Below are 24,285 nucleotides of genomic sequence, written 5' to 3' on the forward strand. Positions count from 1 at the left end.
ATTTTTGGGTCCCAAACTGGCAATGAACCCTTCAGCAATGCTACGCTGAGGCATGGAGAGGAAGGTATGGTTCCAGTGTACGCACCGTCTAATGAAATCGAAGGCCAACGCATCGTCCGTTTTTTGATTAGCGAGCGCGTTGCCGCCATGCTTGAAGTGAGCTCTCCTCTACCTCAACCACTGGAATGGCATACTCTCCGGATCCTAGCTCCCGAAAAGCAACGTCCAAAAGCCATTGAACTGATCGCAACAGCGCGTTTGGATCAGGTTATCGCCGACAATGGCATGTTTTTATGAATGCTCTTGCAACTCTTTTTTCGAACCATCGGCCATGAGTTGCTCGATCTTGCCTTGCATGTCTTGCAAACGTTTCTCGGCTTCTTTCACCGTCTGAACACCTTTTTCGTAGACTTCTAAACTCTTTTCCAGGGCTAAGTCGCCTTTTTCCAGCTGACTCACCAAGCTCTCTAAATTTTTCAATACTTGTTCAAAGTCCATCTTTGCTTTTCACCTCAACTCCTAAAATTCCATTCGACAGTCGCACATCGACCGAGCTCCCTAAATGAACCTGTTCCAACTTGCTCACCACGTGACCTTCAAAAAATACAGCCCCATAGCCCCTGGCTAAGACTTTCAACGGCGAAAGAGCCTCTAATTTGGTCACGCTGGAAACCATTCTTTCGCGTGTGCTCTGCAAACGCTTGGATAAAACTTTTTCTAATTTCTGAGCCAGGGCATCCAAACGTTGCACCGTAGTCAAAAGCCGAACCTTCGGAGAAACAAAACGTTTAGAAAGACGCTCTAAAAGCAAATGCATTCGGTTGAGGGTTGCCTGAACCTGCTTGTGCAGGCGCGCCTCAAAACGCTTCAAAGCCTGCCGAAGCTCAGCCTTGTCTGGGACAGCTGTTTGCGCAGCATGCGTTGGAGTTGCGCACCGCAAATCTGCTACAAAATCAGCAATGGTGAAATCTGTTTCGTGACCGACCGCGCTAATAATGGGTGTTTTGCACGCATAAATGGCGCGCGCGAGAACTTCTTCGTTAAAAGCCCATAAATCTTCCAAAGAACCCCCGCCTCGACCGATAATAATCAGATCGCAGTTCTGGCTTTCCAATCGTTTAAGAGCTATGGCCAGCTCTTCCGCAGCCCCTTGGCCTTGCACACGAGCGGGAGACAACAGCACCGATTGACCGGGCATGCGATGCTTCAGAATTCGAAGCATGTCCTGTAAAGCAGCTCCCTGTGGCGAGGTCACAATACCCAATACTTTTGGGAAAAATGGAATCGGTTTCTTTGAGGCCGAATCAAAAAAACCCTCTCTTTCTAACTTTTGCTTCAGTTGCTCAAAAGCAAGCGCAAGCGCGCCGGAACCGACCGGTTCCATGCTTTCAACAATCAGCTGTATCTTACTTTGAGGAAGATAAACCGACACCCGGCCCGTCAGCAAAACCTGCAAACCATCTTGCACTTCGAATTTGACTCGATCGCAGGACCCTTTAAACATCACCGAGGGCAAGGTTGCTTGTTCATCCTTCAAGTCAAAATACCAGTGGCCTGAGCGCCAGGGCTTAAAGGAAGAAATTTCTCCCACAACAGTCACCTGCCGATAACCTGTTTCAAGATCCTGCCGAATCCTGGCAACCAATTGGCTGACCGTTAAACTTGAGTCCATCACCCGGTTCATTGAGGAGTTCATACAAAATCGCAATAGGGACACAAAGCTCGATCCCAATACCCATTCTGACAAATTGAGCACTGCATCAAGGCAAATCCAAATAAAAGTTTTTGGTTCTGGAACCATAGGATTGGATGGTCAAATAACCGGTTTGAAACAACAAGGCCGGCGACCACCATCATCGTGATCGTGCATGCCGAATTGAAAATCATCTTTATTTAACTTAGCAACGAACTTATGGAATCACGCTGGATCAAAATTTTTCAAATCGCAGCCGCTTTTCTAGGTTTTACAGCCGTGCTACTGGGAGCTGTCGGCGCTCACATTTTATCGGAGTCTCCGAGCCTTAAAAGCTTTGAAACCGCAACTCGATTTCAGCTTATGCATGCCATATTTCTGATCGTAGTTTCTTCGCGATCGCGTGCCACAAGCTCTCTTATCAGCATCGGCTGCGTATTTTTTTGCGGATCAATTTACTTGAAAACGATGACAGGAATGGAGTTTTGGTCAAATTTCACACCCATCGGCGGACTATTGCTGATGGCTGCTTGGATGAGCGTTGGCTTCCTAACAACTCGAGTGCATCCATGCGAGTGGGCGCGTCCGTCGCCAAATGAAGTCTCTTCCGAATATCATCGTTTATGAGCCTCTACATCCTGTCCTACAGCTTGCTCTATATCTTTGCTATCACTGGAATGGTGAACAATATCTGTTGAAACGTCTTGCTTTGAGAGCTGAACCCTGTTGTCATCAAACACAGACTCAAGCAGGGTTGATTAGGAAAGGTAGGCTTATGGCACAAGAACTGGATTCATTCAGCGACTACATCATTCATGACCAGCTACAGGCTCTGCAAATCCGGGGCCGCAGAATGTTTGGTGGAGTCGGGCTTTATCGAGGCATGACATTTTTTGGGCTTATCTGGCAAGGAACCCTTTTCTTTAAGACAGACGATCTTAGCCGCAATCCATATCTGAAAGCCAATATGAAGCCATTTCAACCCAACCCCAAACAAATTTTAAAATCTTACTACCAAGTACCCAATGAAATTGTTGAGAATCGTGAACAGTTGATGCTTTGGGCTAAAGAAGCCATTCGAATTGGACAAGCTGCCTCTAAACCTTAATAGAAACCCAAGAACGGATCTTGAATCATGGGAACAAAACGATTCCGCACCTCTCCTGACCAATAAAGCGATCCTGTGATGATATGGATTCGATCGGATTCAAAAGTTTCCGTCGCTTCACAGACGTCTTGAAATCCAACCTGTTGAAACAAGGCTCTGAGCTCTGCTGCAGGAACCGCTCTCGGCACACGAGACTGCCCAACGCGCACGGATAGCTTTGGACTCACTTCATACCATAAAGCCGCTATGTCTTCGACCGAATGCCCTTGGGTACAACCGATCCAAAGAACAGCCTCCGATAAAGAGTCTCCCAGATCCTCGCGTAAAGAGTCAATCAGCGTTTGGGTGCCATCCGGGTTATGCGCGCCATCGATCAATACTTTTGGATTTTCTGAGATCCACTCATATCGGCACGGCCATCTTGTTTTTCGAAGCCCATCTTGAATCGCTCTTGAAGACACATCGATCCCTGCCGATCGAATCAAGCTCACAGCCAAGCTCGCGTTTTGAGATTGAAACGAGCCTTTGAGTCCCAACTCCCATGACGGTTCAATCGATTGGTAAGCATTGCTTCCTCCCATTCGGCAAAAAACAGCGTCTACTTCAGGCTCTTGAGGGCTCCAACAAGCAGGTACTCCTGGCTTTAGGATGCCAGCTTTTTCAGCTGCTATTTCCAGTAAATTGTCTCCTAGCCACTCTTGATGATCCAATCCAATTCTTGAGATCCCAACAGCCAAAGGGGTCAGGACATTGGTAGCATCCAGTCGTCCTCCCAAACCTACTTCGATCACAGCCATGTCAACTTTTTGCTCTGCAAAATAAAGGAACGCCATCACCGTCAACCGCTCAAAAAACGTGCCTCCTTGGGGGAGTATCGCTTGTAAACGTGCAAAATCAGCTTCCGAGATCATGCATCCATTCATTGCAATTCGTTCTCTCGCGCAAGCAAGGTGCGGACTTGTGTAAAGCCCGACTTTGTACCCTTGCTCTCTTAAAATCGAAAACGCAAAAGCACAGGTGCTTCCTTTGCCATTTGTACCAGCCACATGCAAAGAGGAGAAGCCTCTGTGAGGGTTCCCAACACGGGATAATAAAAGACGCATACACTCAAGTCCCATCTTTGGATTGGAACCTGCATCCAACAGTTGTCTTAGAGCAGTTAGGTAATCTTCACTTTGCATGAAAGCGTTTTTAGCATAGAAAACGCTCGATCGTTCGGGCCCTTTATCCCAACAACATCTAGATGAGGGTGTTGCTCCCTCAACAAACTTGATTTTTTTTGAAAAGACTTTCCAAGAAAAACCAGATGCACTCCTCCTTTTTCGATTTGTTTCAAGGCAGATTCGACCGTATTCGTATAGAGTAATTCAAGAGGAGAGCGTAGAAAAGCAACCTTTTCTAAGTACATTGGAAAATCATTTAGATTATCATCGATCAATAAAATTTTCATACTGCGCCACCTTTGTCTTGGATCTTAACTCAACTCGGGTGCTCTGGAATAGCACGGGTTCAATTTAATGCTTGCCTCAGCGTATCACCGATGAAAAACGGGTCCCCCAGGCAAAGTAGAAGCGCCATTCCCAGCTAATCTCTCCTGAAATTTAACATGTCGGATGATAAAATGACGCGAGAATCCCACTCCTAGAAGCTCCCGAGGAAAAGGTCGCCGGAAAAATTGCTAGTCGTACAATAGGGCATCCAGCTCTTCCAAGTGTCTCAAAAGTGTTGACCACGCTTGTTCAAATGAATCTCTCTTGCCAGCAAGACTAACTGAGTTCCAGGCATGCTTCAGTACCCACGGATTCAAAACAGAAATATGCTGAAAAAACGAGGGTGGGATGGGAGTGTTTCTATTTTGAAAAGTGGTTTGTATTGAGGTCTCTAATCTTTTAGAATTTTTGCAGATGGAGAGCAGTTTAAGCAAATCAAAGACATCCTTTGCTCTGGAATTACTTTCTGATCGCCGGCAAAGAGTTTCCAGTTTCTCAGCCAAGATGCTTTCAGGCGGGTAGACTCGCCATGAAATTTCGGAATTTGTTTGGATGAGTGGAATCATTTTTTGAGTTTTCGGAATTTTAGGAATGCGATCTCCCAAGCCAATATCCAAATGTAGACGTGAAAGTTTGTGAATTTGTCTTGTCAGCGGAATACTTCCGATCTGAAAAGCACAATCAAACCGATATCCACCCAGTTCATGGTGAGTAACAAGTTCTTTTATGGTGATATCGCCATACCAGAGATCATCCTTGAGATCGGTTCTCAGGGCTTCTGTTACGCAGTTTATTAGACTCGATTTGGATAACGAGAGGGCAGAAGCATCTATATCGCGCGTAAATCGTGGGTGAGAAATTGTTTTAAATAAAACAAATCCACCTTTGAAAATGACATGCTTTCTTAAAATAGAGTGATGCTCAAGGCGTGCCACGATACGTTCTAAGCCTAGAAGGACCCGAAGTTGATTAATGTGCATGGAATTGGTTTTTGCCAGATCCATTAGTTTCTGATGAATGCTCACAACAATACCTCGATAACGGGCAGGAGTTTCTGAATGACTCCAAGTTGGTTGGCCATTTTTATTACAGCGTTTAATGTTGTTTTTTTTTCGAGAAGTGCCTGGTTTAAGGCTTGAAAACCTATGCTTTTACCCAGGTAACGAGATTTTGTAATGGCCTCAACCAAAGTTCTTTCAAGCGATGTCATTCGAAGCCCAGTTTGAGATACAATACCGATTTCAAAATAAGGATGGGTTACACGAACCAGTCTGAGGTCAGGTTGCTTAGATCGTTTAGACCTTGGAACCATAATCCAGGTTTTATGGGGGATCTCGTCTGTCAAGTGGTAGTAGGCCAAGGCGGACAACAAACAGATTGCACTGGGTTCTCCTATGCGCAGCAAGGCAGATTTGAATAGGTCAGTTTCACAATAATCACGAGCCCCAGTCGCTCTGAAAATCCCGCGTTCCAATTGCTCAATGCGCCTTTGCTGCAGCCAAATCCTAAGTTTTTTATAGGAAATACCTTCCTTGCATGCCTTTTCAATTGAAAAGGGTGCGTGCTGAAGACCAGATGGAAGGAGATGAGACACGACACAAAGGTGACACAATATGTAAAAAGTGTCAACTTTATGCCTTTTTTTGAGAGCTTTCCGGACATGTCTCCAAATAAAGAACTCACTTGTGAGCATCCCTTCTTTCATGCACACTCCAGAAACTTATTAATGCGAAGCGTCATTTATCCCGGAAATTTTGATCCTATTACCAACGGCCATCTGGACATCATTCAGCGCGCCACATCGGCGTTCGATCATGTTGTCGTTGCTCTCACGCAAAATTCGAGCAAAACGCCTACTTTTAGTCTCGAAAAACGTTTCGAACTGATACAAGTTTGCACCAGCGAGTTTAAGAACGTCGAGATCGACTCCTTTCAAGGTCTTTTGGTCGATTACGCGAAATCACGCCACATTAAAACAATTTTACGGGGCTTGAGAGCAATCAGTGACTTCGAATATGAATTCATGATGGCAAACATGAACCGCCGAATTGCAGATGATATCGAAACCGTCTTTATGATGACTCGTGAAACTAATTTTTATGTATCCTCTAAATTGGTGCATGAAGTTGCTCGCTTGGGAGGAAACGTGGAATCCATGGTCCCCAAAGCGGTTTCAGAAGCTCTATCCCATTTGACAAAAGCCTCGAATTAGGACTAGAGTGAGCGTTCTGGAGATTTTTAAGAATGGCCAATCACGTTTCTGCAGCCAAACGACATATTCAATCCGAAAAGCGACGTTCGCGTAATCGTGCTGCTAAAAGCGCTTTACATACCCAAATCAAAAAAACACAGGGTGATATGGGCCCAGAGGCCATCCGGCTTGGCCAACAAGCACTAGCGGTCGCCGCCCGCAAAGGCGTGATCCACAAGAAAGCAGCTTCTAGACGCATCTCTCGTTTGATGAAAGCGGCTCAAAATCGCGCGTAAGTACTGATCGACAGTGGGCCGAGTTTAAGCTCTCCCACTTCTGCTTTTTTTTCATAAAATACCTTTCCAATGAGCAATTTCAAATTCTGAGGGCTCATGTTTTGGGCATAGCTGTTCAACAGAAAGAACGATTCGTTGCTTCGTAAAAGCACCTTACAGCTCACCAATAAATTTAAAATCTCTTTTTGAAACACAAATTGTTTGTTTTGAGCCAGTCCAAAAGGCGGCGGATCCAAAATAATTCCATCGTAACGATTGCCTCTCTTGAACTCCCGTTCCGCAAATTTTTGAGCATCGTCCACAATCCATCGTATGCCTTTCATTTGATTTCTTTGAGCATTCGCTGAAGCCCAGGCAACCGTTGATTTGGATGCATCGACGTGTGTCACGCAAGCGCCTGCTTTCGCGCACACCAAACTAGCAACACCCGTGTAAGCAAAAAGATTGAGTACTTTAAAGCCGGAGCGAACTCTTTTGCTAAGCCACTTCCAGTTTTGTTCTTGTTCTGGAAAAATTCCAATGTTTTTAGATTGTGATTGCCGAAGTTCAAACTCCAAAGACTCGTAGCGAATCAGCCAAGGCTCAAGTCTGGGTTGCCAATCGTACCGATTTCCCACAAGATCTCGGCATAGGCTATGCGGCCTCCAGTTCAAACTCGATGCTTCCTGTTGAGCCAAAGCTTCCGGGCGCTCCAGAATAACACTCCCAAAACGCTCAAGTTTACGCCCTCTTCCAAAGTCCACCAATTCATAGTCTAACATGCTGAAACTCCATTTTCTTTGGGCGAACAACGTCGCATCACCCAAGCACTTTCAGGATAATAATTCAGGCGCTTGCAGATTTTTTCAAAGCCTAAATTTTCATAGAACGCGATTGCTTGAAGATTTAATTCACTGACTTCAAGCCATAAATCAAGCCCTTCAAGTGCCTTGATCAGCTGCTTAGCATAACCCTTCCTCCGCACATGAGGTGCTGTCATGATGCGAAATACCCAGCGTTCATCTGCCAGCTGGCGAGTTAATAAAACAGCCGCTTCTGGAATTCCATAGCAATGCGCATCCGCGTGAAGCAGCTCTTCTTGGATAGCAGACTTGGACCAGGGTTTTTCAAAACACAACGAATCAAGCTGGGCAATCCAGCCCAGATCTTCTAAGGCCAGCTTTCGAATCACTTCAAAAAGCCCAAAACAATGTGATTAAATTCGACATTAAACTCAATATTGGGAGCGTGCCGAGCTCCTTCAATCACTTGAAGCTGAGCTTCTGCTCCAAAATAATCTTTTAATCGTTTCCCGATCTTCAATGGAAAAATCGTATCGTCGCTCCCCCAAACGATGAGCACATGCTTGGGGTGTATCTGAAGACGATGGCGAACCCGTGTAAAGTTGGACACCAAATCCTCCAACAAAGCTGTACGTTGACCTTCTGGGTTGTCTTGAACGTACTCGATCAAATCTTTTTGAACAAAGAATGGAACCCACGGTGGGTTTCGATAAGCAATATCAAGCAATCGTTTCAGCCCCGAATGAGTCCGCGGGAGAATAATCTCAGCCGGATTTTTGGCTTGAAATCGCTCCAGCAGCTCCTCGTAATCTTGTGGATTATATACAGGTCCTGGCGAAGCAACAAAAATAGCTCTTCCAACTTGCTCCGGAGATTCTGCCAGCAATAGCATGGCCACCAAGCCGCCGTACGAAATGCCCATCACATCGGTCTTTTGAATTTGCAGATGTTCTAAGAGATTTTTAATCGCTCGAGCTTGATGTTCTACGGAAAAGTCGGCCTTAAGCGAATACGATCCTCCAAACCAGAGCAAATCGGGCACGATCAAGTGAAAATGTTTGGCTAATTCTAGAATTTGAGATTCCCAAGCAACGGTTCCATCTGCTCCAAATCCATGAAGCAATAGAAGAGTCGGGCCTTTTCCGCCTTTCCAATACCGGATCGTATCTTCACCCAATCGAATCTCTTGGGATTGAAGGCCCACTTGACGGACATTGCGCTCAACATAACGCTTCTGCAATTGAACTAAATTACAAGAAGAACCCATTATGGTAACAAAAAAAATAATTAAATAATGCATTAGGATGTAATATCAGTTCAATTTTTTTGATATCCGCAGCTTGGACACTTTATCTGAGCTCCAGAGCGAAGAGTTTTTTCGATGAGATAGAGATTATTGCAAACTGGACATGGCGAATTAACCGGCTTATCCCAAGATACAAAATCGCAAGAAGGATAATTGCTGCAGCCATAAAAAACCTTGCCTTTTTGACTTCGCTTGACAGCGACTTCCCCATGACAGCCAGATTTAGGACATTTAACACCCGTCGGCATCGGCATCGTAAAAGCACACTCTGGATAGCGGCTGCATCCCAAAAATGATCCAAATTTACCGCGCTTAATCACCAAGGGTGCTTCGCAGGTTTTACACGCCAAGTCCGTTTTTTCTTCTGCCAGAGGAACAATGTTTCCATCTACCCGAGAAAATGCCATGGTATTTTTACAAGCAGGGTAGCCTGAGCAACCTAGAAAGCTGCCTGTTTTTCCCCATTTCACAACCATCTTATGCTCAGCGCATTTCGAACAAACAAAATCCGTTGGCTCCTCCATGCGTTTGACGTCTCGCATGGATTCTTTAGCGCCCAGCAGTGTTTGTTTAAACGGTTCGTAAAAAGCCCTCAGTACTTGTTTCCAATCAGCGGCACCTTCTTCGATTTTATCTAAATTTTCTTCCATCCCAGCCGTGAAAGCGACTTCCATAATTTGAGGAAACGAATCCACCAACAAGTCGGTTACCAGAGAGCCGAGTTCCGTTGGAAAGAAGCGCCCTTCTTTTTTCTCAACGTATTCTTTATCTTGGATCACGGACAAAATACTCGCGTACGTCGAGGGGCGACCGATGCCTTTATCTTCAAGCTCTTTAACCAAACTGGCTTCCGTAAACCTTGGTGGAGGCTGAGTGAAATGCTGAAGCGCTTCCACATTCTTGAAATCAATGGGATCTCCTTGAGCCAATTCCGGTAAAAGCGTCTTTTCTTCCTTTTGCTCACTTTGAGCCTCGCGATCGTCTTCATCGACCTGTTCACGATAAACCCTTAGAAAACCTTCAAAAACCAACACCGAACCGGTTGCACGAAGCGTATGCCGGCCTGCTGCAATATCGACTTGCGTTTGATCGTACTGAGCGGGTGTCATCTGAGAGGCCACAAAGCGCTCCCAAATTAGCTGATAAAGCTTGAATTGGTCTGGTTTTAAAAAGCTTTTTACCTGATCAGGATGATACTGCATCGAAGTGGGTCGAATCGCTTCATGCGCCTCTTGAGCGCTCTTCTTAGTCTTAAAATAGTTTGGTTTCTCCGGTAAAAAATCCGTTCCAAAATTCGACCCAATATAGCCACGAACAGCAGCTATCGCTTCTTCGCTCACTCGAGTTGAGTCGGTACGCATGTAAGTGATGAGACCAACGGTCCCTTCTTCGCCCAAATCAATCCCTTCATAGAGCGTTTGAGCCAGCATCATGGTTTTTTTACTGGTAAAGCGAAAAGCCCTGGCCGCATCTTGCTGTAACTTGGACGTGATAAAGGGAGGACCCGGCCGCCGTTGACGTCGGGTTTTTGTCACTTGCTCAACCAATGCTTTGGCCTGCTCTATTTCCTGTTTCGCAGCATAGGCCTGCTCTGCCTCTTTCAGCTCCACTTTCTTTTGGTCTGTTTTGATAAGCTTGGAAGTAAACAATGGTTTTTTACCGGCATCGCTGGATGCTTCCACAGACCAATACTCTTCGGAAACGAACGCTATAATTTCGCGTTCACGATCCACAACCAAACGTACCGCCACAGACTGGACGCGGCCAGCGCTGAGACCTCGGCGGACTTTTTTCCACAAAATTGGGCTAATTTGGTACCCAACAACCCGATCCAAAACCCGACGAGCCTGTTGGGCATCGTAAAGATCGGAATTCAACTCACTGGCATGCTTAAAGGCTTCTTTGACTGCTTTTTGCGTAATTTCATGAAAACGAACCCGGAATATCGGTGTGTTTTTTGCTTTTTCTTGAATCAAATTGCGCAAATGATAAGCGATGGCTTCGCCCTCGCGATCCGGGTCAGGAGCTAAATAGATCGCCTCCGCGTGCTTTCCGGCATTTTGGATCTCTTTGATGACCTTGGATTTGCCTTCAATCGGAACGTACTCAGGCGTAAATTCGCCGCTTTCTAAATCAACGCCCATTCGATTAGGAGGCAAATCGATGATATGGCCCACCGAGGCTAAGACTTCGTACCCATGACCGAGGTACTTTCGAATGGTTTTGGCTTTTGCTGGAGATTCAACGATTACGAGTGATTTTGCCATACAATTTCTGCGCCTTTTCGGCTAATTCTACCGGTCAACTCAAGTCGAAGCAAGTCGGACTGGATTTGAGAAATCGGAAGATGAAGCGCATCGCATAGAATGTCAAGCGTCAATGAGCCTTGATGTCGCTGAAACAGCGCCTGCCAAGGGTGTTGCTCTTCAAGGCAATCGCTTTTAGAAGACGATTTTTTTTCTAAGCCCAAAGCGTTGACAAGCGCTGAAAGCTCAAAGAGTGCACGGGCTTCCTGGTTTTGAAGAAGACTATTCGAAGCCGATGCGAGCGGATTGTCCGGATCACCCGGTATGGCCCAAACCGGTATTCCGATCTTTTGAGCATACCGAGCCGTATGAAGCGTTCCTGAATTTAGAGTCCCTTCGACAATCACAACTGCATCCACCAAAGCTGCAATATACTGATTTCTGGCTACGAAAAGGGTTTTTCCAATTTGAGTCTCCGGAGCAAAAACAGTTACCGTCGTTAAAAGGGAACCTAATTTTCTGAGTCGCTCGGGGCGTTCATCGCCCTCCAAGCGCGCAGGTTCTCCTAAAACCGCAAGCGTTTCTGCTTCGACGGAGATTGCGCCCCGATGAGCAGCCATATCAATCCCAATGGCTCCTCCTGAAACGATCAAAACGCCTGACTGGGACAATTGAGCCGCTATGTTAAACGCTCGTTTGAGGCCTTGCTCGGAAGGCTTTCGAGTCCCTACAATCGCTACCGATGGCAAAAACCGGAGCAATTCCGCATTTCCCCGAACATAAGCGCATTTAGGCACGCTCGGAGCTCGCAATAAACGCCCAAGTACGTGAGGATGATGAAGGCCGAGAACTTGACAGATCATGTTCTTAAAACAACCCGATCGCGGCCAGCTCGCTTGGCTTGATAAAGAGCCCGATCCGCAGCAGCAATTAGATTCGACTCCAATTGATCAGGATACCAAGCCACTCCAATGGACACCGAAAGATGCTTCAAAGGCTGCCCCGAAGCACCGGACACCTTCAATCCTCGAACGGCTATTCTTAATTTCTGAGCCACCTCGAGCCCGGAGTCCGGGCCAGTTTGCGGTAGAATAACACAAAACTCCTCTCCTCCAAAGCGTGCCACCCCATCCACTTTTCGGACCGACTCTTGTAAGCAACTGGCTATTTCCTTCAACACGAAATCTCCCATGACATGCCCCATTCGATCGTTATAGTCCTTGAAATGATCGACATCGATCATCAACAAAGTCATCGGAGTGTCAAAGCGATTGGAACGAATGATTTCATTCGCAATCAATCGTTCCATGGCTCGGCGATTCATAAGCCCCGTCAAAGGATCGGTCGTAGCGAGTTGAACCGTTTCCTCGTAAAGCTGTGCATTTTTAAGCGATATCGAAACCAAAGCTCCTAAGGTATCCAACATCACGACGTCTTGTTCATCAAAGGCATAAGCCTTTTCATGAAAAAAGCTCATCACGCCAATGACTCTTCCTTGATACAACATAGGAATCGACAAAAGAGAGCCTTTAGGCATTTCAGGTCTGTCCCTGAAAAGGACCCGATCGTCTTCCAAAATGTTATTCACCAAAATGGGCTTTGCTTCTTGACCGGCCGTACCGGTAATTCCTTCTCCAAACGAAAAACGCAAATTTTTATAGGCGGATGTGTCCAGAAATCCACACCCTATTTCAAGAACAAATTGATTCTCCGGTGACAGCAAATAGATTCCAAAATCAGCCCATCCAAGCCTTTCCTTCAACAAGCTGTATAGCCGCCCAGCTAAAGACTCCTTTGTTAAAATAGCCCCTAATTGATGAGCGGCGTCCATTAACAATTCTTGCGCTTGAATACGCCGCTTCAGACTTTGGTTCGCTTGCTCTAGGCGGGCTTTGATGGAAAGTTGCTCATGGGCCTCTTGTAAGTCATGTTCCCACTCGATTTCTCGCACCTGCATGCGTGTCAGAGCAGATAAAAGTTTATTGAACGCGACGCTCAGGATACCGACCTCATCCATGTTATCCACTTTGGCGCGCACCAGAAAAGATCCCTTTTCGGCCGTGCCCATGGCTGAGATCAAGCGAGTTAATCGAACTCCGACAATCCCATGAGTCATCCAGCCAATCATGGCAGCCAAAATAAGGATCACCAGCCAAAACGAGAAGGCTAGCTTCACTAAGAATAGCTTTGATTCGGATTGGATCGCTTTTAAATCCATCACCACTTCGATGGCTTTGACTCTGGCATCGTGGGTTGAAATACGTTTTGTAACGTATAGAAGTGTTCCCACTTGCTTTTCGCCCTGCTCGTAAGCTTCCTTTCGAGTACTCTGACTCGGATCACTGCTGTAGAGCACACGGTTCCCTGCGCCCATAATTCGGACAAACGCCACTTCCGAGGAGCCGACGAAATCGAGCATAATTTCGCTCATCGCCTCTGCTTGATCACGCCGCTCGATCGTCTGGTAAACGGAAGCGATCGCATCAGAAACCATATGAGCATGCTCAATCGCATGTTTCCGATCCATCTTGATCTGGATTGGAATCAAGAATGAAAAAACAAAAGCAGAAAGCGCTAAACCAAAAAAAACGATTCGAAGCGCTATTTGCTTAGAAACAGACAGATTTTTTTTAAACATACAACCGATTCCAACGTATTTGTTCCAACCCTAACACAACTAAACGCAAATCTGTGCTAGCAATTCAACTCGTTATGCGGCGTCCTTTCAGTCATTCGCTCAACTTCTACCTGAAACAAACCGGAACCCCTCGCTATTCGGTTCGGTATGTTGAGCGATTCGTTTTTTTCAGTTGCGTTGGGGCCGCCATCCTTGCTTCGGAACTTGAACCTTTATCGCTGCTGACAGTTCCCGTTCTAGGCTGGCTTTCCCATCGAAGAGACATCTTTCGATGATCGCCATTCCATCTCATAAAATGGGTCCATTTTTGGATTTCATGGGTCTTCGTTCAAACGATTCCTTCATCTCCTATGCATCTTATTCCAGCGTAGAGCCCCCCTTTTTCGAGCATCCTGCAGACATTCAACCCCTCTCTTGCGATATCTCGGAAGATTCTCTCTTGAAGAGCCTGGAAACTCAAGAACCGAAAGTACTCCTGGACCTTTTCGCGATTGATCAACACACTCATTTGCTGCTTCGATATGAATTTGATTCCCTTCGCTTAACCATACCAGTCCCCGATCATTTACACATGCCAAGTCTCACGGACCGCTTTAAAAGTGCCTGCTGGCTTGAAAGAGAGTGCTTTGATCTCTTTGGCATTGTGTTTGAAGGGCATCGAAATTTAAAACGCTTGCTTTTGTATCCCGAATTCACAGGATACCCCCTTCGAAAGACCTATCCATGGACAAAAGCTCAGCCTTTGGTGCCTCACCATGCAAGATGAACTGCTCCTTTCTCCGCACGAGCGAGAGTCTTGCCGCTTTAAATTCTACGGACTCGCAGCGGGACAATATGAACACGTTATCCTTCCGACAGATCCAGGACAGCCATTTCCCATCTATCTGCGACTTGTTTTAGAAAATCGAAATATCCTCCGAGTAGAGAGTGAAATAGGTTGGTCCCATCAAGGCATTGAAAAGCTGCTTGAATATCTGGAACCAGAAGCAGCTTGCGTTGAAATTCGTCGTGTTAACTTTCTCTGTCCTCATCACTGCGAAAATGCCTATCGCTTGGCAAGCGGAATGCCTGCTTTGAATCCATCCATCTTGGCAGAAGAAGCCAAACAGTATCATCTCTTTTTTGTTCGCCGCATCTTAGGGCTTCTGCAAGAACAATCTTTGTTGCGTCTGTCTTATCAAAACCTCAATCAATTTCTGAAGAAGTTCAAATCCTGTCAACGCGTTCAAAACGCCTTGATGGGAAAAGGGTCGATTCTGAAGGCAGAAGCTCTTTCTTACGGGCTCACAGGACCTTCGCTCGAGGCGTGTGAAGCTTCTCATTGTGGCGACGCTTGGTCTCGGGTTTTGATCAAATTAGCTGAAATAGAAAACCCCAATCCTAATCGAGCACCTGAAGGTCTGTTTCAAGTCAACATTCTTGGCGGTCGCGTGCGGGTTCGAACGCCTTCCTTTTTTCATGCAGCAGCCTTGGAAACCATCCTGGTTGGATCTCGCGTGAACGACATCCCAATCATCCTCGCCTCATTGGGCATGGTAGGCACTGAAATGGATCGCTAAACCTTTGTCGTTGCTGCGATTACGAATGCGCAGCAGCCCAGTTTGTTGCAATTCCACTTTGAACCTTCATGGGAACTTTGAGTTGAACCGCTCCTTCCATGATCTTGGCAACCTCAAACACCACTTCTTGCGCGATCGGCTCTGGCACTTCCAACACCAGCTCGTCATGCACCTGAAGCAATATCTTGACTTGAGGGAACTTCGCCTCGAGATATCGGTCCACATCCAGCATCGCTTTTTTCACAATATCAGCAGCGCTACCTTGAATCGGTGTGTTGATGGCAATGCGCTCGGCCCGAGCGGCAAGCATGCGATTTTCGGAATTTAAATCCTGAACAAAGCGCCTTCGACCTAAAAGCGTTTTCACCAACCCCTCGCGCTTGGCTTGCTCTAGAAGTTTGTGATGCCATAAATAGATGCCTGAGTACCGCTCTTGGTATTTTTTCAAATAGATTGTGGCATCTGCTCGGGATAAATTCAGAGTCTCACTCAGCTTATAGGCACCCATTCCATACAAAAGCCCAAAATTGATCGTCTTAGCGATTCGTCGCTGCTCTGAGCTGACATGCTCCAGTTTAAGATCAAAAATTTCGCTCGCGGTTCGAACGTGCACATCTTGATCTTGAGCAAACGATTCCAATAAAACCGGATCTTCTGTAACGTGGGCAAGAACTCTGAGCTCGATCTGAGAATAATCCAACGAGGCCAATCGAAAGCCTGGAGAAGCTATAAACGCTTCTCGAATTCGTTTGCCCTCCTGCGTTCGAATCGGAATATTTTGCAAGTTGGGGTCGCTGGAACTTAAGCGTCCTGTAGCAGCTACAGCCTGGTTAAATACAGTATGGATACGTCCCGTTGTTGGGTCCGCCAAACGAGGAAGAGCGTCAATATAAGTCCCTTTAAGCTTTGAAAGCATGCGGTGCTCAAGCAATAATTTGGGCAAAGGATACTGCTGAGCCAGCTCTTCCAAGACATCCGCGTCTGTTGATTGGCTGGTCTTGGTCTTGCGCAAAGACTGGTATTGAAGCCGGTTAAACAAAACATCAGCCACTTGTTTGGGGCTTCCCAGATTGAAAGAAAGGCCCGCCAAGCGGTGCGCTTCATCCTCAAGATTTCGGAGTCTAGCACCGAATTGTTGGCTCATCTCTTGAAGTAAATGAAAATCAAGTTTAATCCCGTTTGCCTCAATCTTGGCGAGGAGATTCTCCAATGGAATCTCAAGGGTGTCATAAAGCTCCCAGAGCCCTTCTTGCTGAAGTTGTGCCTCTAAAATTTGAGTCAATTTCAGAACGCCGATCGCTTTTTCTTGAGCGCTATCTGGAATTCGGCCAAGGTGATTCTCAAATAGTGCATCCAGTTCGTGCTTTGCATCCGGATTCAAAAGATACGAAGCAATCATCGGATCTCCAGAAATCTGTCCGCATTTCAAGCTTCGCTTGGCATCGTAAGCCACCAGTCCAAGATTTTCAGAGGATTCCGAGCTTCGCACTCCTTCAAATACCCCCAATCGAGAAGCATCCAGCTTCATTTCAGGCTCTTGTTTCTGAACCGATCGAGCACTTTTTTTGAAATCGAGTTCTTCGAATAAATTTTCCAGAACCTCCCAATGCGGATCTCGGCTTTGCATATCCTCTAAGCAAAAGTCCAAATCCACGGCACAATCAATCGTCACCAGTTGTTTGCTTAAACGAGCCATATCGCTGTCTCTCATCAATTTTTCACGCCTTGATTTCTGAGTCATCAAAGGTGCGTAGTTTAAAATCGATTCAAGCCGGCCATGCTCTCGAACCAGTTCAGCCGCCGTTTTTTCACCAATGCCTCGGACCCCAGGCACGTGATCCGATGCATCTCCAGCAAGCGCCAAAACATCGATCACCTGATGCGGAGGCACTCCAAATTTTTCAATTACTTGAGGAGCTCGAATAAATTGCTCGGATCCAGTCCTCAAAGCACGAAGTTCATCCAGCAAACAAACCCGATCGTCCACCAACTGCATCATATCTTTGTCGCCCGTTACAATCACAACTGGGTGACCGGCTTCCAAAGAGCGCTTGGTCAATGTTCCGATTAAATCATCCGCTTCAAAACCTGGTTTGCGATACTGCTTAATCGCAAAAGCATCCACCAAGCGTTGAATGAGGGCAAACTGCGGGACCAAATCGGGAGGCACGGGCGGGCGATTCGCCTTGTAGTCCGCGTAAAGCTCGTGACGAAAATTCTTTCCCCCGGGGTCAAAAGCAATGGCCAGATATTTCGGCCGATGCTCTTTCAAAAGCTTTTGCAACAGAGTCATAAAGCCATAGACCGCATTGGTTGGAACGCCTCGTTTCGAAGTCAGAGGCCGAATCGCGTAATAGGCTCGAAAAATATAGCCTGAGCCGTCAATGATATAGACCGGTTCTTTCATTGTCATGGTTTCAAGGTCTAGCTTTTATTCGATCAGCGGTCTAGCTGTTGACTAAACCAGCCTCCCGTAAAGCCATCCAATTCAGCCGTCAATTCCTCCGTTTTAATTTGAGCTTCCATTTTGCTTGATGCATCTGAAAATCCATTCAGCTTGATTTGAAGCTGCAATCTTCGTCGATCAAAGTAAGTTTCGTTAACTTTGCGTAAGATTCGCTCTCGCATCAAGGACTGACGTGAAAATTCATGTCCCACAGAAAGCTCCTCACGATTAAAAACCAAATGATTCAAATGCCATTCAAACCGCACCTGAAAACGCCACTCGTGTCCTTGACGAGCACTCAGTTCGTCGAGATCTCCGGGTCTATCGCGACTAGAAACCCAACGCCCAAAATGAGGAGAAAACCCTGTTTCAAGGCGGGGTAACCAATGAGCTTTGCGAGCCCTGGAAATCCAGTTGCGAAGCTGCTGCGGATGCGCATTTGCATAACGCAAGGCTTCTTCTTGGACTTTTTGAATCGAAGGTTCTGCTGAATGTTCTTTGAACAACTCATGAAGTTCTGAATCTGCCATCGAGTCATTTTTTTGGATCGCTTGACGAGCTTTGGAAAAACGCCCTACCGTGATTTGGGTTTTAATTTTCTCGAAAAGCTTGGCTTTCATACCTGGAATCAACATCAAGTCTTCAAGGCGGCTGAAACCTCCCTTTTCATGCCGGTGTTCCAGCATTCGTTCAGCCATTTTTTGACCGATGCCTTCAACCGTCATCAATTGCTTTACAGAGGCTTGATTTAAATCAATCAGTTGAAAAGAAAGTAAAACTCCAAGTAAGAACACTCTTGGCAAATCATCTAGAAACCCATTCTATTTCGATTTCGAAAAAACCAGATCGGCAGCCCCGTCAAAATGAAGAGCGTAGAAAGCAAAAGGGTTTTCCAACCTACCTGAGAAAGAGCTAAAACGCAGAACAGAACCGCTATCGTTCCCAATGCATATTCGAAAATAGAAGATTCTTTTCTAATTTTCAAAAGTCTTATAAAAGCAAAACAGGAAATCAAATAAACATATAAAAATGCCACAACTGAAAAATCAATAATCTGAGCTAGCTGCTCCGATACGCTTGAATGCGTCGTGCCGTATAATAGAGGCAGGATGCCTGCTGCGCTGATCAGGAGTGACCAATAGGGAGCGCCGTTTCGATTGGTCTTTCCAAATATTTTAGGCAACAGTTGATCATGAGCGAGGCCCAAAGCAATTTGGCTGCTTGCTAGCGTCCAGGCATTGAGAGTTCCAAGGCAAAGAATGGATGCAATCAAAGACACCATCAAATACCAACTGCCTCCCAGCAAGCTTTGCGCCATGTCCGCATAAGGCGCTTTGGAATGCTCTAGAGCACTGGCAGGAACCGCACCCAACACGCCTAGGCTGTTAAAGAGATAAAGAATCGCAACGGAAAGTGTTCCGAACACCACTGCTTTCGGAATTGTCTTCGTTGGATTCTCAACGGATTCGGCAGCAATCGTTCCTGATTCGAGCCCAATAAAACCCCACAAGGTTAAAAGAAGCACGCGGCTCACAATAGAGGTGCCGGACATTTCAGCGACTGCAGCAGAAATTTGAATGTTTTGAGGATTGAAATAAAAAATTCCGATACAAGGCAAAATGACCAATGGAATGAATTTCAGCAAGGTGAATATCTTTTCCATGCTGCCGGCGGCATGCACCCCTTTCCAATTCAAAGCCGCCACGCAAAACAACAAGATAGCTTCTACCCCTAGCATCTGGGTAGGGCTAAAGGGTCCAAACAAGGGGCTCAAATAGCCTGCTGATGCAACCACCACCGCTGTGGTGCTCACCCAAGAAACGACCCAATAAGTCCAGCCCGTAAAAAATGCAGCATCTTTGCCAAAAGCTTGATGAATGTAGACATGCGGACCACCCGTTTTAGGAAACCAAGTACACATCTTCGAAAATACAAGCGCCAAAGCCAAAGCTCCAATCGCCGAAAACCCCCAACCCAAGAGGCTATACCACCCAAAGGGGGCCAAGTTCGCCGGCAACATGAGAACCCCTGAACCGATCTGGCTGCCGGTGACCAAAGCAAAAAGAGCCCAAAATCCTATTTTCATGCTCGGGGGCTTATAAGCCATATTTTTCGGAACTCCAAGGTATTAAGCCTGATCTGCAGCCATTCTCGCGAACTTAGAAAAAGGGCAAGGGATGCAAGAGGAATCGGTTATTTCAACAGATTGTGTCACACCCTCAGCTACTGTTGTAGCGATGCTCCGGTAAGATTTTCAAATACAGACCTAAAGCTTTCCAGCATAAAAAACTTAAAAATAGCCCGCAGGTTTTCGCAGACTCTTTCGCTCGTTGAAAGCTTTTATCCGATAGCTTTGAAAGCTGATCAATCAGAAACGCCACAGCATCAACAAACCCAGATTGCTGCACAGATTCTGATGCCCGTACCCACCATTGTGCCCCACCTCATAGCCTTGGTTCTTCAGCGTGTTAAACGTTTCGTTTTCAATCCGCCAACACGCTCGGCCCCTCGCATCACCGTTTCGAGCGTCGATTCCGATTAAAGGAAGATCCGTGATCCAAGCAAAATGCTGCTTTTTGCCTTGGGCGTTGATTCTATCGTATTCCAAAAAATTCATTTTTTTCTCGAAAAAAAGTGCCGTTTAAAGGCACTTGATTCAGGAAGCGATAACGTTGGGTGAGGCAACGAATCAACTCTGTGAGCGAGGAGGAATCAATCCTGTCGTAAAGCAGGCATAGATTCCCAGGCTTGGCGGTAATGATAAATTTCAAATCCAATTCTTGAAGCAGTTCCAGATGCTTGCCGGCCGCGTACAGACCATCTTCCGTCACCACTCTCTTTAAGCGCGGGTGTTCTCTCTCAAAAGTCGCTCCGCCCCTCGTTGTCGCAATCGTTTTTGGTGAAGATTTCAGACTTCTGAACTGCCTCCGGAGCCAAGGGAATAACTTACTTTTGATGAGGGTGAACTAAAACATCAGACAATACATGGTGGTAATAGATCTTTTGACCACTCTCAAGCTGCTTGACACAGCAATCATCGCAGAAAACTTTGAAGGAGGTATGATGTCCACTGCCGTCCACGGAGAGAAGATAGTGCTGGTTCCAGAAGGGTAAGATCCCACTATCTTGGCACGCTATGCAAAAGCGAAGAGGATTTTGAAGATGCCTCGAAGGCTTCTGGGCAAGAGCTGCTTTCGGCCTGAACTAGAAAGCGATTTCATCCCTTGAGTGGATCACGTTTTGATTTTCCTGACAATAAGCTCCAAAATTTACGAAAGTAATTTAGAACCCCATTCATGAAAGCGCGTCTAAACACTATAATTTATTTTGGCGGAAATCGCTGGATTAAAACCCCTAATAAAGCCCAGCGAATAGGCCCGCGCAGGAAAAATCACCCACCACCTGGAAGCTAGTCCTTGGCAACCAAACTTAGGCAGGAAACAAATAGTGCTGCATAACTGCGGATCTGATGGGGATTAAAAAAAATTTATTGACACTTTTGAAGGTGATACTCCCCCTCTCCCCCCAAACAGATGAAGAACAAATCGCCTGCCCGACATCCATCGAGCCAAACTCCCTAAGAGAGGTATCCAGTTTTTGGATATATACCTCAAGATGACATCACGGCTGTCCAGGTCGAATCAAATCAGGATGGTTCTCGTCCAGGATCTCACCGCTTGGTAATCTATCCCCCAAACGAATACAAGGCTGGCTAGGTAAGTAACCACACGCTGTCCCTTCGGGACAGCACCCTGGACCGCTAGGAGCACAGCATCGATTTGCCTTGGCACAACAGCTAGGAGCACCAGTAAAAGAGCAGCAATTTTGTGTTTTTTCGCAACAATAAGGGCCGTAATCACTCATGCAAGAAGTTTTATTGCTTTTTGGAAGACAAACACCGCTGGCACAGCACACAGTAGCATTGTTTACACAACATGCAGTACCGCATAATGATTGGCCTCCTGAACACTTTAAAGTGACACTTTCATTACTTTCAGAAGTGGTATTTTGGTCCTTCTCATAAGCTTCCGCTAACAACACACTAGGGGAAAGTATCAATAAACCGAAAAAACTGATTACCATCAATATGTTTTTCATTCGTGAACTCCTTGCCATCGTGCTACGGAGACCATTTAGCAGTGTCAATACCGTGTCTGGGTCCAACAGCCATTCCCGCGAACGTGGAAAAATAGCAAGGGATGCAAAAGCAATCGCTTATCTTTGAGAAAAATACTTCATTTTGACTGATTCAAGCTACGAGAAAATAAACCGGCCCCTAGATCCTCAAAAAAGGAAATTAGCAGTGAGAACAGATTGTGCCACACCCTCAGCCGCTGTTGTACCGATGCTTCGGTAGGATTTTCAAATACAAACCTTCAAAGTTCTCCAATATAAAAAGCTTAAAAACAGCCCGAACCTCTACTCATAAAACTCGATAGCTCTTCGCAGACGCTTTCGCTCGTTGAAAGCTTTAATCCGATAGCCCGAAAGCTGATCAAGCAGAAACGCCAGCAGCATCAATAAACCCAAATTGCTGCACAGATTCTGATGCCCGTGCCCGTAATTATGCCCCATCTCATAGCCTTGATTCTTCAGCGTGTTAAACGTTTCGTTTTCAATCCGCCAACGCGCTCGGCCACATCGCATCACCGTTTCGAGGATCGATTCCGATTAAAGGAAGATCTGTGATCCAAGCAAAATGCTGCTTTTTGCCTTAGGCGTTGATTTCATCGTATTCCAAAAAATTTACTTTTTTCTCGAAGAAAGTATCGTTTAATGGCACTTGATTCAGGAAGTGATAACGCTAGGTGAGGCAACGAACCAACTCTGTGAGCGAGAAGGAATCGATTCAGTCGTAAAGCAAGCGTAGATTCTCAGGCTTGTCGGTAATGATAAATTTTAAATCCAATTCTTGAAGCAGTTCCAGATGCTTGCCGGCCGCGTACAGACCCATCTTCCGTCACCGCTGTCTTTAAGTGCGGATGTTCTCGTCTAAAATCTCTCAAAAGTCGCTCTGCCGCTCGTTGTTCGCAATCGTTTTTGGTCAAGACTTCACCTCCGGAGCCAAGGGAATGACTTACTTTTGATGAGGATGAACTAAAACACCACAGAATACATGGTGATAGTAGGGGATTATTTTGGCCGATGCTAACCAAATTTGATTCAGGCTATCGGGATCCAGCGTTTGACGAACTGCTCCAATCAACGCGGCGACAGCTTCTAAACTCGCTACTGTAAGCGAGAAAAATCGATCGAAGCGCTCTTCTTGAGGCTGCAACCCGAGAACTGCTCCTGCAAATCCACCGTAAACCGCAAAGGTGCTCCATCCAAGTTTTTGGCAGGATACAAAGGGCTCTTGTTGAATCGCGGCTAAGGCACCTGCGGAAAAACTCATCAAACATTCTGCAGCCAAGAACGGGTAGCGATTGGCTTTAACGTCTTCAAATAGCACGCCGTATTGAGCCAAAAAAGTTGAATCACCGTTTCTTCGATGCAGATGAATGGCCCTTGGAATCTGGCCCCGATGGCTCCACAGCCAGTAGCTCATGCCAATCACCCCAGCGAGATTGGTTGCGATGGATAAGCTTCCAAAGATCTTTTCGATGGTATTTCCTTGCCTGGCCATCACCGTTGATGCTTGAGTCGTCGGCGACATAAAATACAGAAACGGCAACACAGCAAAACCCGGAAATCGTGTTTTTCGAACTCCAAATTTTTTCGACAAACCCCAATGGACGATTTCAATCCCCCCAATGACCAACCAATTCCCAAAAACCGCGCCATTGGTATAGTGCAGATCGGTGCTCCCCAAGGAGATCTGCGTAGGACTATCTAACCAACTCAAGGGCTCAACCTGAAACTCGTCTTCGAAGTCACAAGAGAGAATGGCCACGAGCGCGCCCACACGCGCTCCCTGGCTCACGGTGGTAGGAGAGACTGTTGCGATATTGGCAACGCTCGCGATTTTACTTCCGAGGACAGCCGTCTCAATCACCTCTGGCGGTAAAATCTCCGGAATCAGAGGCTCTTGCATGCTAAGATTCAAATAAAGTCTTGGAGATTCCCAATTGCACGTCTCTGAGGAGAGCAAAGCCGAAGAACCCAGATATCCTAAAAATGGAATTATTCTATACAGTAAAAATCGCATAAAGACAACTCTTAACGGACACAGATAGATCTGGTTATGAATTTTAGTTTAATTCGTCAAGAGTTTTTTTTTAAAAAAAAAGAGACAAGCCAATATGCTCATCTCTTGATTTATTGTTTTGGTAGAAACCATCTTTTCGTGGCAGGCCGCGAGGGACTCGAACCCCCAACCGGCGGATTTGGAATCCGCAACTCTACCAATTGAGCTAGCGACCTAATTCCCCCCCTGAAAAGATATTATTCCAAAATTTCCGAAACAACGCCCGCGCCTACGGTATGACCGCCTTCACGAATCGCAAAACGAAGTTCCTTATCCATCGCAATCGGCGTGATCAAATCCACCGTGATGGTCACGTTATCACCCGGCATAACCATTTCCGAGC

General features: G+C 46.2%; 28 protein-coding genes and 1 tRNA gene. 8 read left to right on the top strand and 21 right to left on the bottom strand.

Going from position 1 to position 24,285, the window contains the following annotated elements; translation table 11 throughout:
- The first annotated feature begins 66 nt into the window (after positions 1-66).
- Entirely contained in the window at positions 67-297 is a 231-nt protein-coding gene (locus I8H75_02595; GenBank protein MBH2006225.1) for a hypothetical protein, read from the top strand.
- Here the strand turns inward: I8H75_02595 and xseB are convergent.
- Together xseB and xseA are read right to left on the bottom strand one after the other, a co-directional pair.
- Complete coding sequence (xseB, locus tag I8H75_02600; GenBank protein MBH2006226.1) at positions 292-498, bottom strand: exodeoxyribonuclease VII small subunit; 207 nt, start codon at positions 496-498, stop codon at positions 292-294. The genes I8H75_02595 and xseB overlap by 6 nt on opposite strands.
- Positions 488-1,672 (bottom strand): exodeoxyribonuclease VII large subunit, encoded by a 1,185-nt coding sequence (gene xseA, locus I8H75_02605; GenBank protein ID MBH2006227.1) that lies wholly within the window; start codon positions 1,670-1,672, stop codon positions 488-490. Before xseA ends, xseB begins: the two co-directional genes overlap by 11 nt.
- 240 nt (positions 1,673-1,912) lie before the next feature.
- On the opposite strand from xseA, the gene I8H75_02610 reads away from it, so the two are divergent.
- Both I8H75_02610 and I8H75_02615 read left to right on the top strand, forming a co-directional pair.
- The gene (locus I8H75_02610; GenBank protein MBH2006228.1) at positions 1,913-2,320 is read left to right on the top strand and encodes a DUF423 domain-containing protein; all 408 of its coding nucleotides are present in this window, start codon (positions 1,913-1,915) and stop codon (positions 2,318-2,320) included.
- 148 nt (positions 2,321-2,468) lie between these two features.
- A complete protein-coding gene (locus I8H75_02615; GenBank protein MBH2006229.1) occupies positions 2,469-2,801 on the top strand; it encodes a TfoX/Sxy family protein in 333 nt (110 codons plus the stop codon).
- Here the strand turns inward: I8H75_02615 and I8H75_02620 are convergent.
- The 4 genes from I8H75_02620 to I8H75_02635 all read right to left on the bottom strand — a co-directional run bounded on the left by I8H75_02620 (position 2,798) and on the right by I8H75_02635 (position 5,885).
- A complete protein-coding gene (locus I8H75_02620; protein MBH2006230.1) occupies positions 2,798-3,904 on the bottom strand; it encodes a bifunctional folylpolyglutamate synthase/dihydrofolate synthase in 1,107 nt (368 codons plus the stop codon). The two genes, I8H75_02615 and I8H75_02620, sit on opposite strands and share 4 nt — an antisense overlap.
- A 56-nt stretch (positions 3,905-3,960) precedes the next feature.
- On the bottom strand, positions 3,961-4,251 hold the full coding sequence (locus I8H75_02625) for a hypothetical protein (protein MBH2006231.1): 291 nt from the start codon (positions 4,249-4,251) through the stop codon (positions 3,961-3,963).
- Between the two features lie 228 nt (positions 4,252-4,479).
- A complete protein-coding gene (locus I8H75_02630; GenBank protein MBH2006232.1) occupies positions 4,480-5,271 on the bottom strand; it encodes a nucleotidyl transferase AbiEii/AbiGii toxin family protein in 792 nt (263 codons plus the stop codon).
- A 41-nt stretch (positions 5,272-5,312) separates the two neighbouring features.
- On the bottom strand, positions 5,313-5,885 hold the full coding sequence (locus I8H75_02635) for a hypothetical protein (protein MBH2006233.1): 573 nt from the start codon (positions 5,883-5,885) through the stop codon (positions 5,313-5,315).
- Positions 5,886-6,017: 132 nt separating this feature from the next.
- Between I8H75_02635 and coaD the strand changes: the two genes are divergently transcribed.
- Positions 6,018-6,503: a pantetheine-phosphate adenylyltransferase gene (gene coaD, locus I8H75_02640; GenBank protein ID MBH2006234.1), complete on the top strand. Its 486-nt coding sequence runs from the start codon at positions 6,018-6,020 to the stop codon at positions 6,501-6,503.
- Between the two features lie 32 nt (positions 6,504-6,535).
- Positions 6,536-6,778, top strand: a complete 243-nt coding sequence (locus I8H75_02645; GenBank protein ID MBH2006235.1) for a 30S ribosomal protein S20 — start codon at positions 6,536-6,538, stop codon at positions 6,776-6,778.
- Here the strand turns inward: I8H75_02645 and I8H75_02650 are convergent.
- The 6 genes from I8H75_02650 to I8H75_02675 are packed head-to-tail and all read right to left on the bottom strand — an operon-like array spanning position 6,763 to position 13,750.
- On the bottom strand, positions 6,763-7,539 hold the full coding sequence (locus tag I8H75_02650) for a class I SAM-dependent methyltransferase (GenBank protein MBH2006236.1): 777 nt from the start codon (positions 7,537-7,539) through the stop codon (positions 6,763-6,765). The two genes, I8H75_02645 and I8H75_02650, sit on opposite strands and share 16 nt — an antisense overlap.
- Complete coding sequence (locus tag I8H75_02655; GenBank protein ID MBH2006237.1) at positions 7,533-7,949, bottom strand: GNAT family N-acetyltransferase; 417 nt, start codon at positions 7,947-7,949, stop codon at positions 7,533-7,535. Before I8H75_02655 ends, I8H75_02650 begins: the two co-directional genes overlap by 7 nt.
- Positions 7,946-8,827, bottom strand: a complete 882-nt coding sequence (locus I8H75_02660) for an alpha/beta hydrolase (protein MBH2006238.1) — start codon at positions 8,825-8,827, stop codon at positions 7,946-7,948. Before I8H75_02660 ends, I8H75_02655 begins: the two co-directional genes overlap by 4 nt.
- A gap of 50 nt (positions 8,828-8,877) precedes the next feature.
- A complete protein-coding gene (gene topA, locus I8H75_02665) occupies positions 8,878-11,133 on the bottom strand; it encodes a type I DNA topoisomerase (protein ID MBH2006239.1) in 2,256 nt (751 codons plus the stop codon).
- Positions 11,115-11,975, bottom strand: a complete 861-nt coding sequence (locus I8H75_02670; GenBank protein ID MBH2006240.1) for a DNA-processing protein DprA — start codon at positions 11,973-11,975, stop codon at positions 11,115-11,117. The genes topA and I8H75_02670 overlap by 19 nt, the downstream gene beginning before the upstream one ends.
- The gene (locus I8H75_02675) at positions 11,972-13,750 is read right to left on the bottom strand and encodes a diguanylate cyclase (protein MBH2006241.1); all 1,779 of its coding nucleotides are present in this window, start codon (positions 13,748-13,750) and stop codon (positions 11,972-11,974) included. Before I8H75_02675 ends, I8H75_02670 begins: the two co-directional genes overlap by 4 nt.
- Before the next feature lie 271 nt (positions 13,751-14,021).
- On the opposite strand from I8H75_02675, the gene I8H75_02680 reads away from it, so the two are divergent.
- Together I8H75_02680 and I8H75_02685 are read left to right on the top strand one after the other, a co-directional pair.
- Positions 14,022-14,516: an NADH-quinone oxidoreductase subunit C gene (locus tag I8H75_02680; GenBank protein ID MBH2006242.1), complete on the top strand. Its 495-nt coding sequence runs from the start codon at positions 14,022-14,024 to the stop codon at positions 14,514-14,516.
- Positions 14,506-15,309, top strand: a complete 804-nt coding sequence (locus tag I8H75_02685) for a hypothetical protein (GenBank protein ID MBH2006243.1) — start codon at positions 14,506-14,508, stop codon at positions 15,307-15,309. The genes I8H75_02680 and I8H75_02685 overlap by 11 nt, the downstream gene beginning before the upstream one ends.
- A gap of 19 nt (positions 15,310-15,328) precedes the next feature.
- Here the strand turns inward: I8H75_02685 and I8H75_02690 are convergent, their stop codons facing one another.
- From I8H75_02690 to I8H75_02710, 5 genes are all read right to left on the bottom strand, one after another.
- On the bottom strand, positions 15,329-17,722 hold the full coding sequence (locus I8H75_02690) for a DNA polymerase I (GenBank protein MBH2006244.1): 2,394 nt from the start codon (positions 17,720-17,722) through the stop codon (positions 15,329-15,331).
- Between the two features lie 26 nt (positions 17,723-17,748).
- A complete protein-coding gene (locus I8H75_02695; GenBank protein ID MBH2006245.1) occupies positions 17,749-18,549 on the bottom strand; it encodes a helix-hairpin-helix domain-containing protein in 801 nt (266 codons plus the stop codon).
- 14 nt (positions 18,550-18,563) lie between these two features.
- On the bottom strand, positions 18,564-19,862 hold the full coding sequence (locus tag I8H75_02700) for an amino acid permease (GenBank protein MBH2006246.1): 1,299 nt from the start codon (positions 19,860-19,862) through the stop codon (positions 18,564-18,566).
- A gap of 261 nt (positions 19,863-20,123) precedes the next feature.
- Positions 20,124-20,372: a hypothetical protein gene (locus I8H75_02705; protein MBH2006247.1), complete on the bottom strand. Its 249-nt coding sequence runs from the start codon at positions 20,370-20,372 to the stop codon at positions 20,124-20,126.
- On the bottom strand, positions 20,350-20,586 hold the full coding sequence (locus tag I8H75_02710) for a hypothetical protein (protein MBH2006248.1): 237 nt from the start codon (positions 20,584-20,586) through the stop codon (positions 20,350-20,352). Before I8H75_02710 ends, I8H75_02705 begins: the two co-directional genes overlap by 23 nt.
- A 1,031-nt stretch (positions 20,587-21,617) precedes the next feature.
- On the opposite strand from I8H75_02710, the gene I8H75_02715 reads away from it, so the two are divergent.
- A complete protein-coding gene (locus I8H75_02715; protein ID MBH2006249.1) occupies positions 21,618-21,779 on the top strand; it encodes a hypothetical protein in 162 nt (53 codons plus the stop codon).
- A gap of 395 nt (positions 21,780-22,174) precedes the next feature.
- Here the strand turns inward: I8H75_02715 and I8H75_02720 are convergent, their stop codons facing one another.
- From I8H75_02720 to tuf, 4 genes are all read right to left on the bottom strand, one after another.
- A complete protein-coding gene (locus I8H75_02720; protein ID MBH2006250.1) occupies positions 22,175-22,402 on the bottom strand; it encodes a hypothetical protein in 228 nt (75 codons plus the stop codon).
- Positions 22,403-22,832: 430 nt separating this feature from the next.
- A complete protein-coding gene (locus tag I8H75_02725; GenBank protein ID MBH2006251.1) occupies positions 22,833-23,903 on the bottom strand; it encodes a hypothetical protein in 1,071 nt (356 codons plus the stop codon).
- 139 nt (positions 23,904-24,042) lie between these two features.
- Positions 24,043-24,118 (bottom strand) — tRNA-Trp (locus I8H75_02730).
- Between the two features lie 21 nt (positions 24,119-24,139).
- A partial coding sequence (tuf, locus tag I8H75_02735) for an elongation factor Tu (GenBank protein ID MBH2006252.1) occupies positions 24,140-24,285 on the bottom strand: 146 nt, incomplete at its 5' end.

Source organism: Myxococcaceae bacterium (assembly GCA_016000045.1).
Classification (GTDB): domain Bacteria; phylum Myxococcota; class UBA727; order UBA727; family JABDBI01; genus AER2-1.

Excerpts from the sequence above, each read along its gene's own strand:
- I8H75_02595 (MBH2006225.1), top strand. The coding sequence starts at position 67 with ATGGTTCCAGTGTACGCACCGTCTAATGAAATCGAAGGCCAACGCATC.
- xseB (MBH2006226.1), bottom strand. The coding sequence starts at position 498 with ATGGACTTTGAACAAGTATTGAAAAATTTAGAGAGCTTGGTGAGTCAG.
- xseA (MBH2006227.1), bottom strand. The coding sequence starts at position 1,672 with ATGGACTCAAGTTTAACGGTCAGCCAATTGGTTGCCAGGATTCGGCAG.
- I8H75_02610 (MBH2006228.1), top strand. The coding sequence starts at position 1,913 with ATGGAATCACGCTGGATCAAAATTTTTCAAATCGCAGCCGCTTTTCTA.
- I8H75_02615 (MBH2006229.1), top strand. The coding sequence starts at position 2,469 with ATGGCACAAGAACTGGATTCATTCAGCGACTACATCATTCATGACCAG.
- I8H75_02620 (MBH2006230.1), bottom strand. The coding sequence starts at position 3,904 with ATGCGTCTTTTATTATCCCGTGTTGGGAACCCTCACAGAGGCTTCTCC.
- I8H75_02625 (MBH2006231.1), bottom strand. The coding sequence starts at position 4,251 with ATGAAAATTTTATTGATCGATGATAATCTAAATGATTTTCCAATGTAC.
- I8H75_02630 (MBH2006232.1), bottom strand. The coding sequence starts at position 5,271 with ATGCACATTAATCAACTTCGGGTCCTTCTAGGCTTAGAACGTATCGTG.
- coaD (MBH2006234.1), top strand. The coding sequence starts at position 6,018 with ATGCGAAGCGTCATTTATCCCGGAAATTTTGATCCTATTACCAACGGC.
- I8H75_02645 (MBH2006235.1), top strand. The coding sequence starts at position 6,536 with ATGGCCAATCACGTTTCTGCAGCCAAACGACATATTCAATCCGAAAAG.
- I8H75_02650 (MBH2006236.1), bottom strand. The coding sequence starts at position 7,539 with ATGTTAGACTATGAATTGGTGGACTTTGGAAGAGGGCGTAAACTTGAG.
- I8H75_02660 (MBH2006238.1), bottom strand. The coding sequence starts at position 8,827 with ATGGGTTCTTCTTGTAATTTAGTTCAATTGCAGAAGCGTTATGTTGAG.
- topA (MBH2006239.1), bottom strand. The coding sequence starts at position 11,133 with ATGGCAAAATCACTCGTAATCGTTGAATCTCCAGCAAAAGCCAAAACC.
- I8H75_02670 (MBH2006240.1), bottom strand. The coding sequence starts at position 11,975 with ATGATCTGTCAAGTTCTCGGCCTTCATCATCCTCACGTACTTGGGCGT.
- I8H75_02675 (MBH2006241.1), bottom strand. The coding sequence starts at position 13,750 with ATGTTTAAAAAAAATCTGTCTGTTTCTAAGCAAATAGCGCTTCGAATC.
- I8H75_02680 (MBH2006242.1), top strand. The coding sequence starts at position 14,022 with ATGATCGCCATTCCATCTCATAAAATGGGTCCATTTTTGGATTTCATG.
- I8H75_02685 (MBH2006243.1), top strand. The coding sequence starts at position 14,506 with ATGCAAGATGAACTGCTCCTTTCTCCGCACGAGCGAGAGTCTTGCCGC.
- I8H75_02690 (MBH2006244.1), bottom strand. The coding sequence starts at position 17,722 with ATGACAATGAAAGAACCGGTCTATATCATTGACGGCTCAGGCTATATT.
- I8H75_02700 (MBH2006246.1), bottom strand. The coding sequence starts at position 19,862 with ATGGCTTATAAGCCCCCGAGCATGAAAATAGGATTTTGGGCTCTTTTT.
- I8H75_02705 (MBH2006247.1), bottom strand. The coding sequence starts at position 20,372 with ATGAATTTTTTGGAATACGATAGAATCAACGCCCAAGGCAAAAAGCAG.
- I8H75_02715 (MBH2006249.1), top strand. The coding sequence starts at position 21,618 with ATGCAAGAAGTTTTATTGCTTTTTGGAAGACAAACACCGCTGGCACAG.
- I8H75_02720 (MBH2006250.1), bottom strand. The coding sequence starts at position 22,402 with ATGCGATGTGGCCGAGCGCGTTGGCGGATTGAAAACGAAACGTTTAAC.
- I8H75_02725 (MBH2006251.1), bottom strand. The coding sequence starts at position 23,903 with ATGCGATTTTTACTGTATAGAATAATTCCATTTTTAGGATATCTGGGT.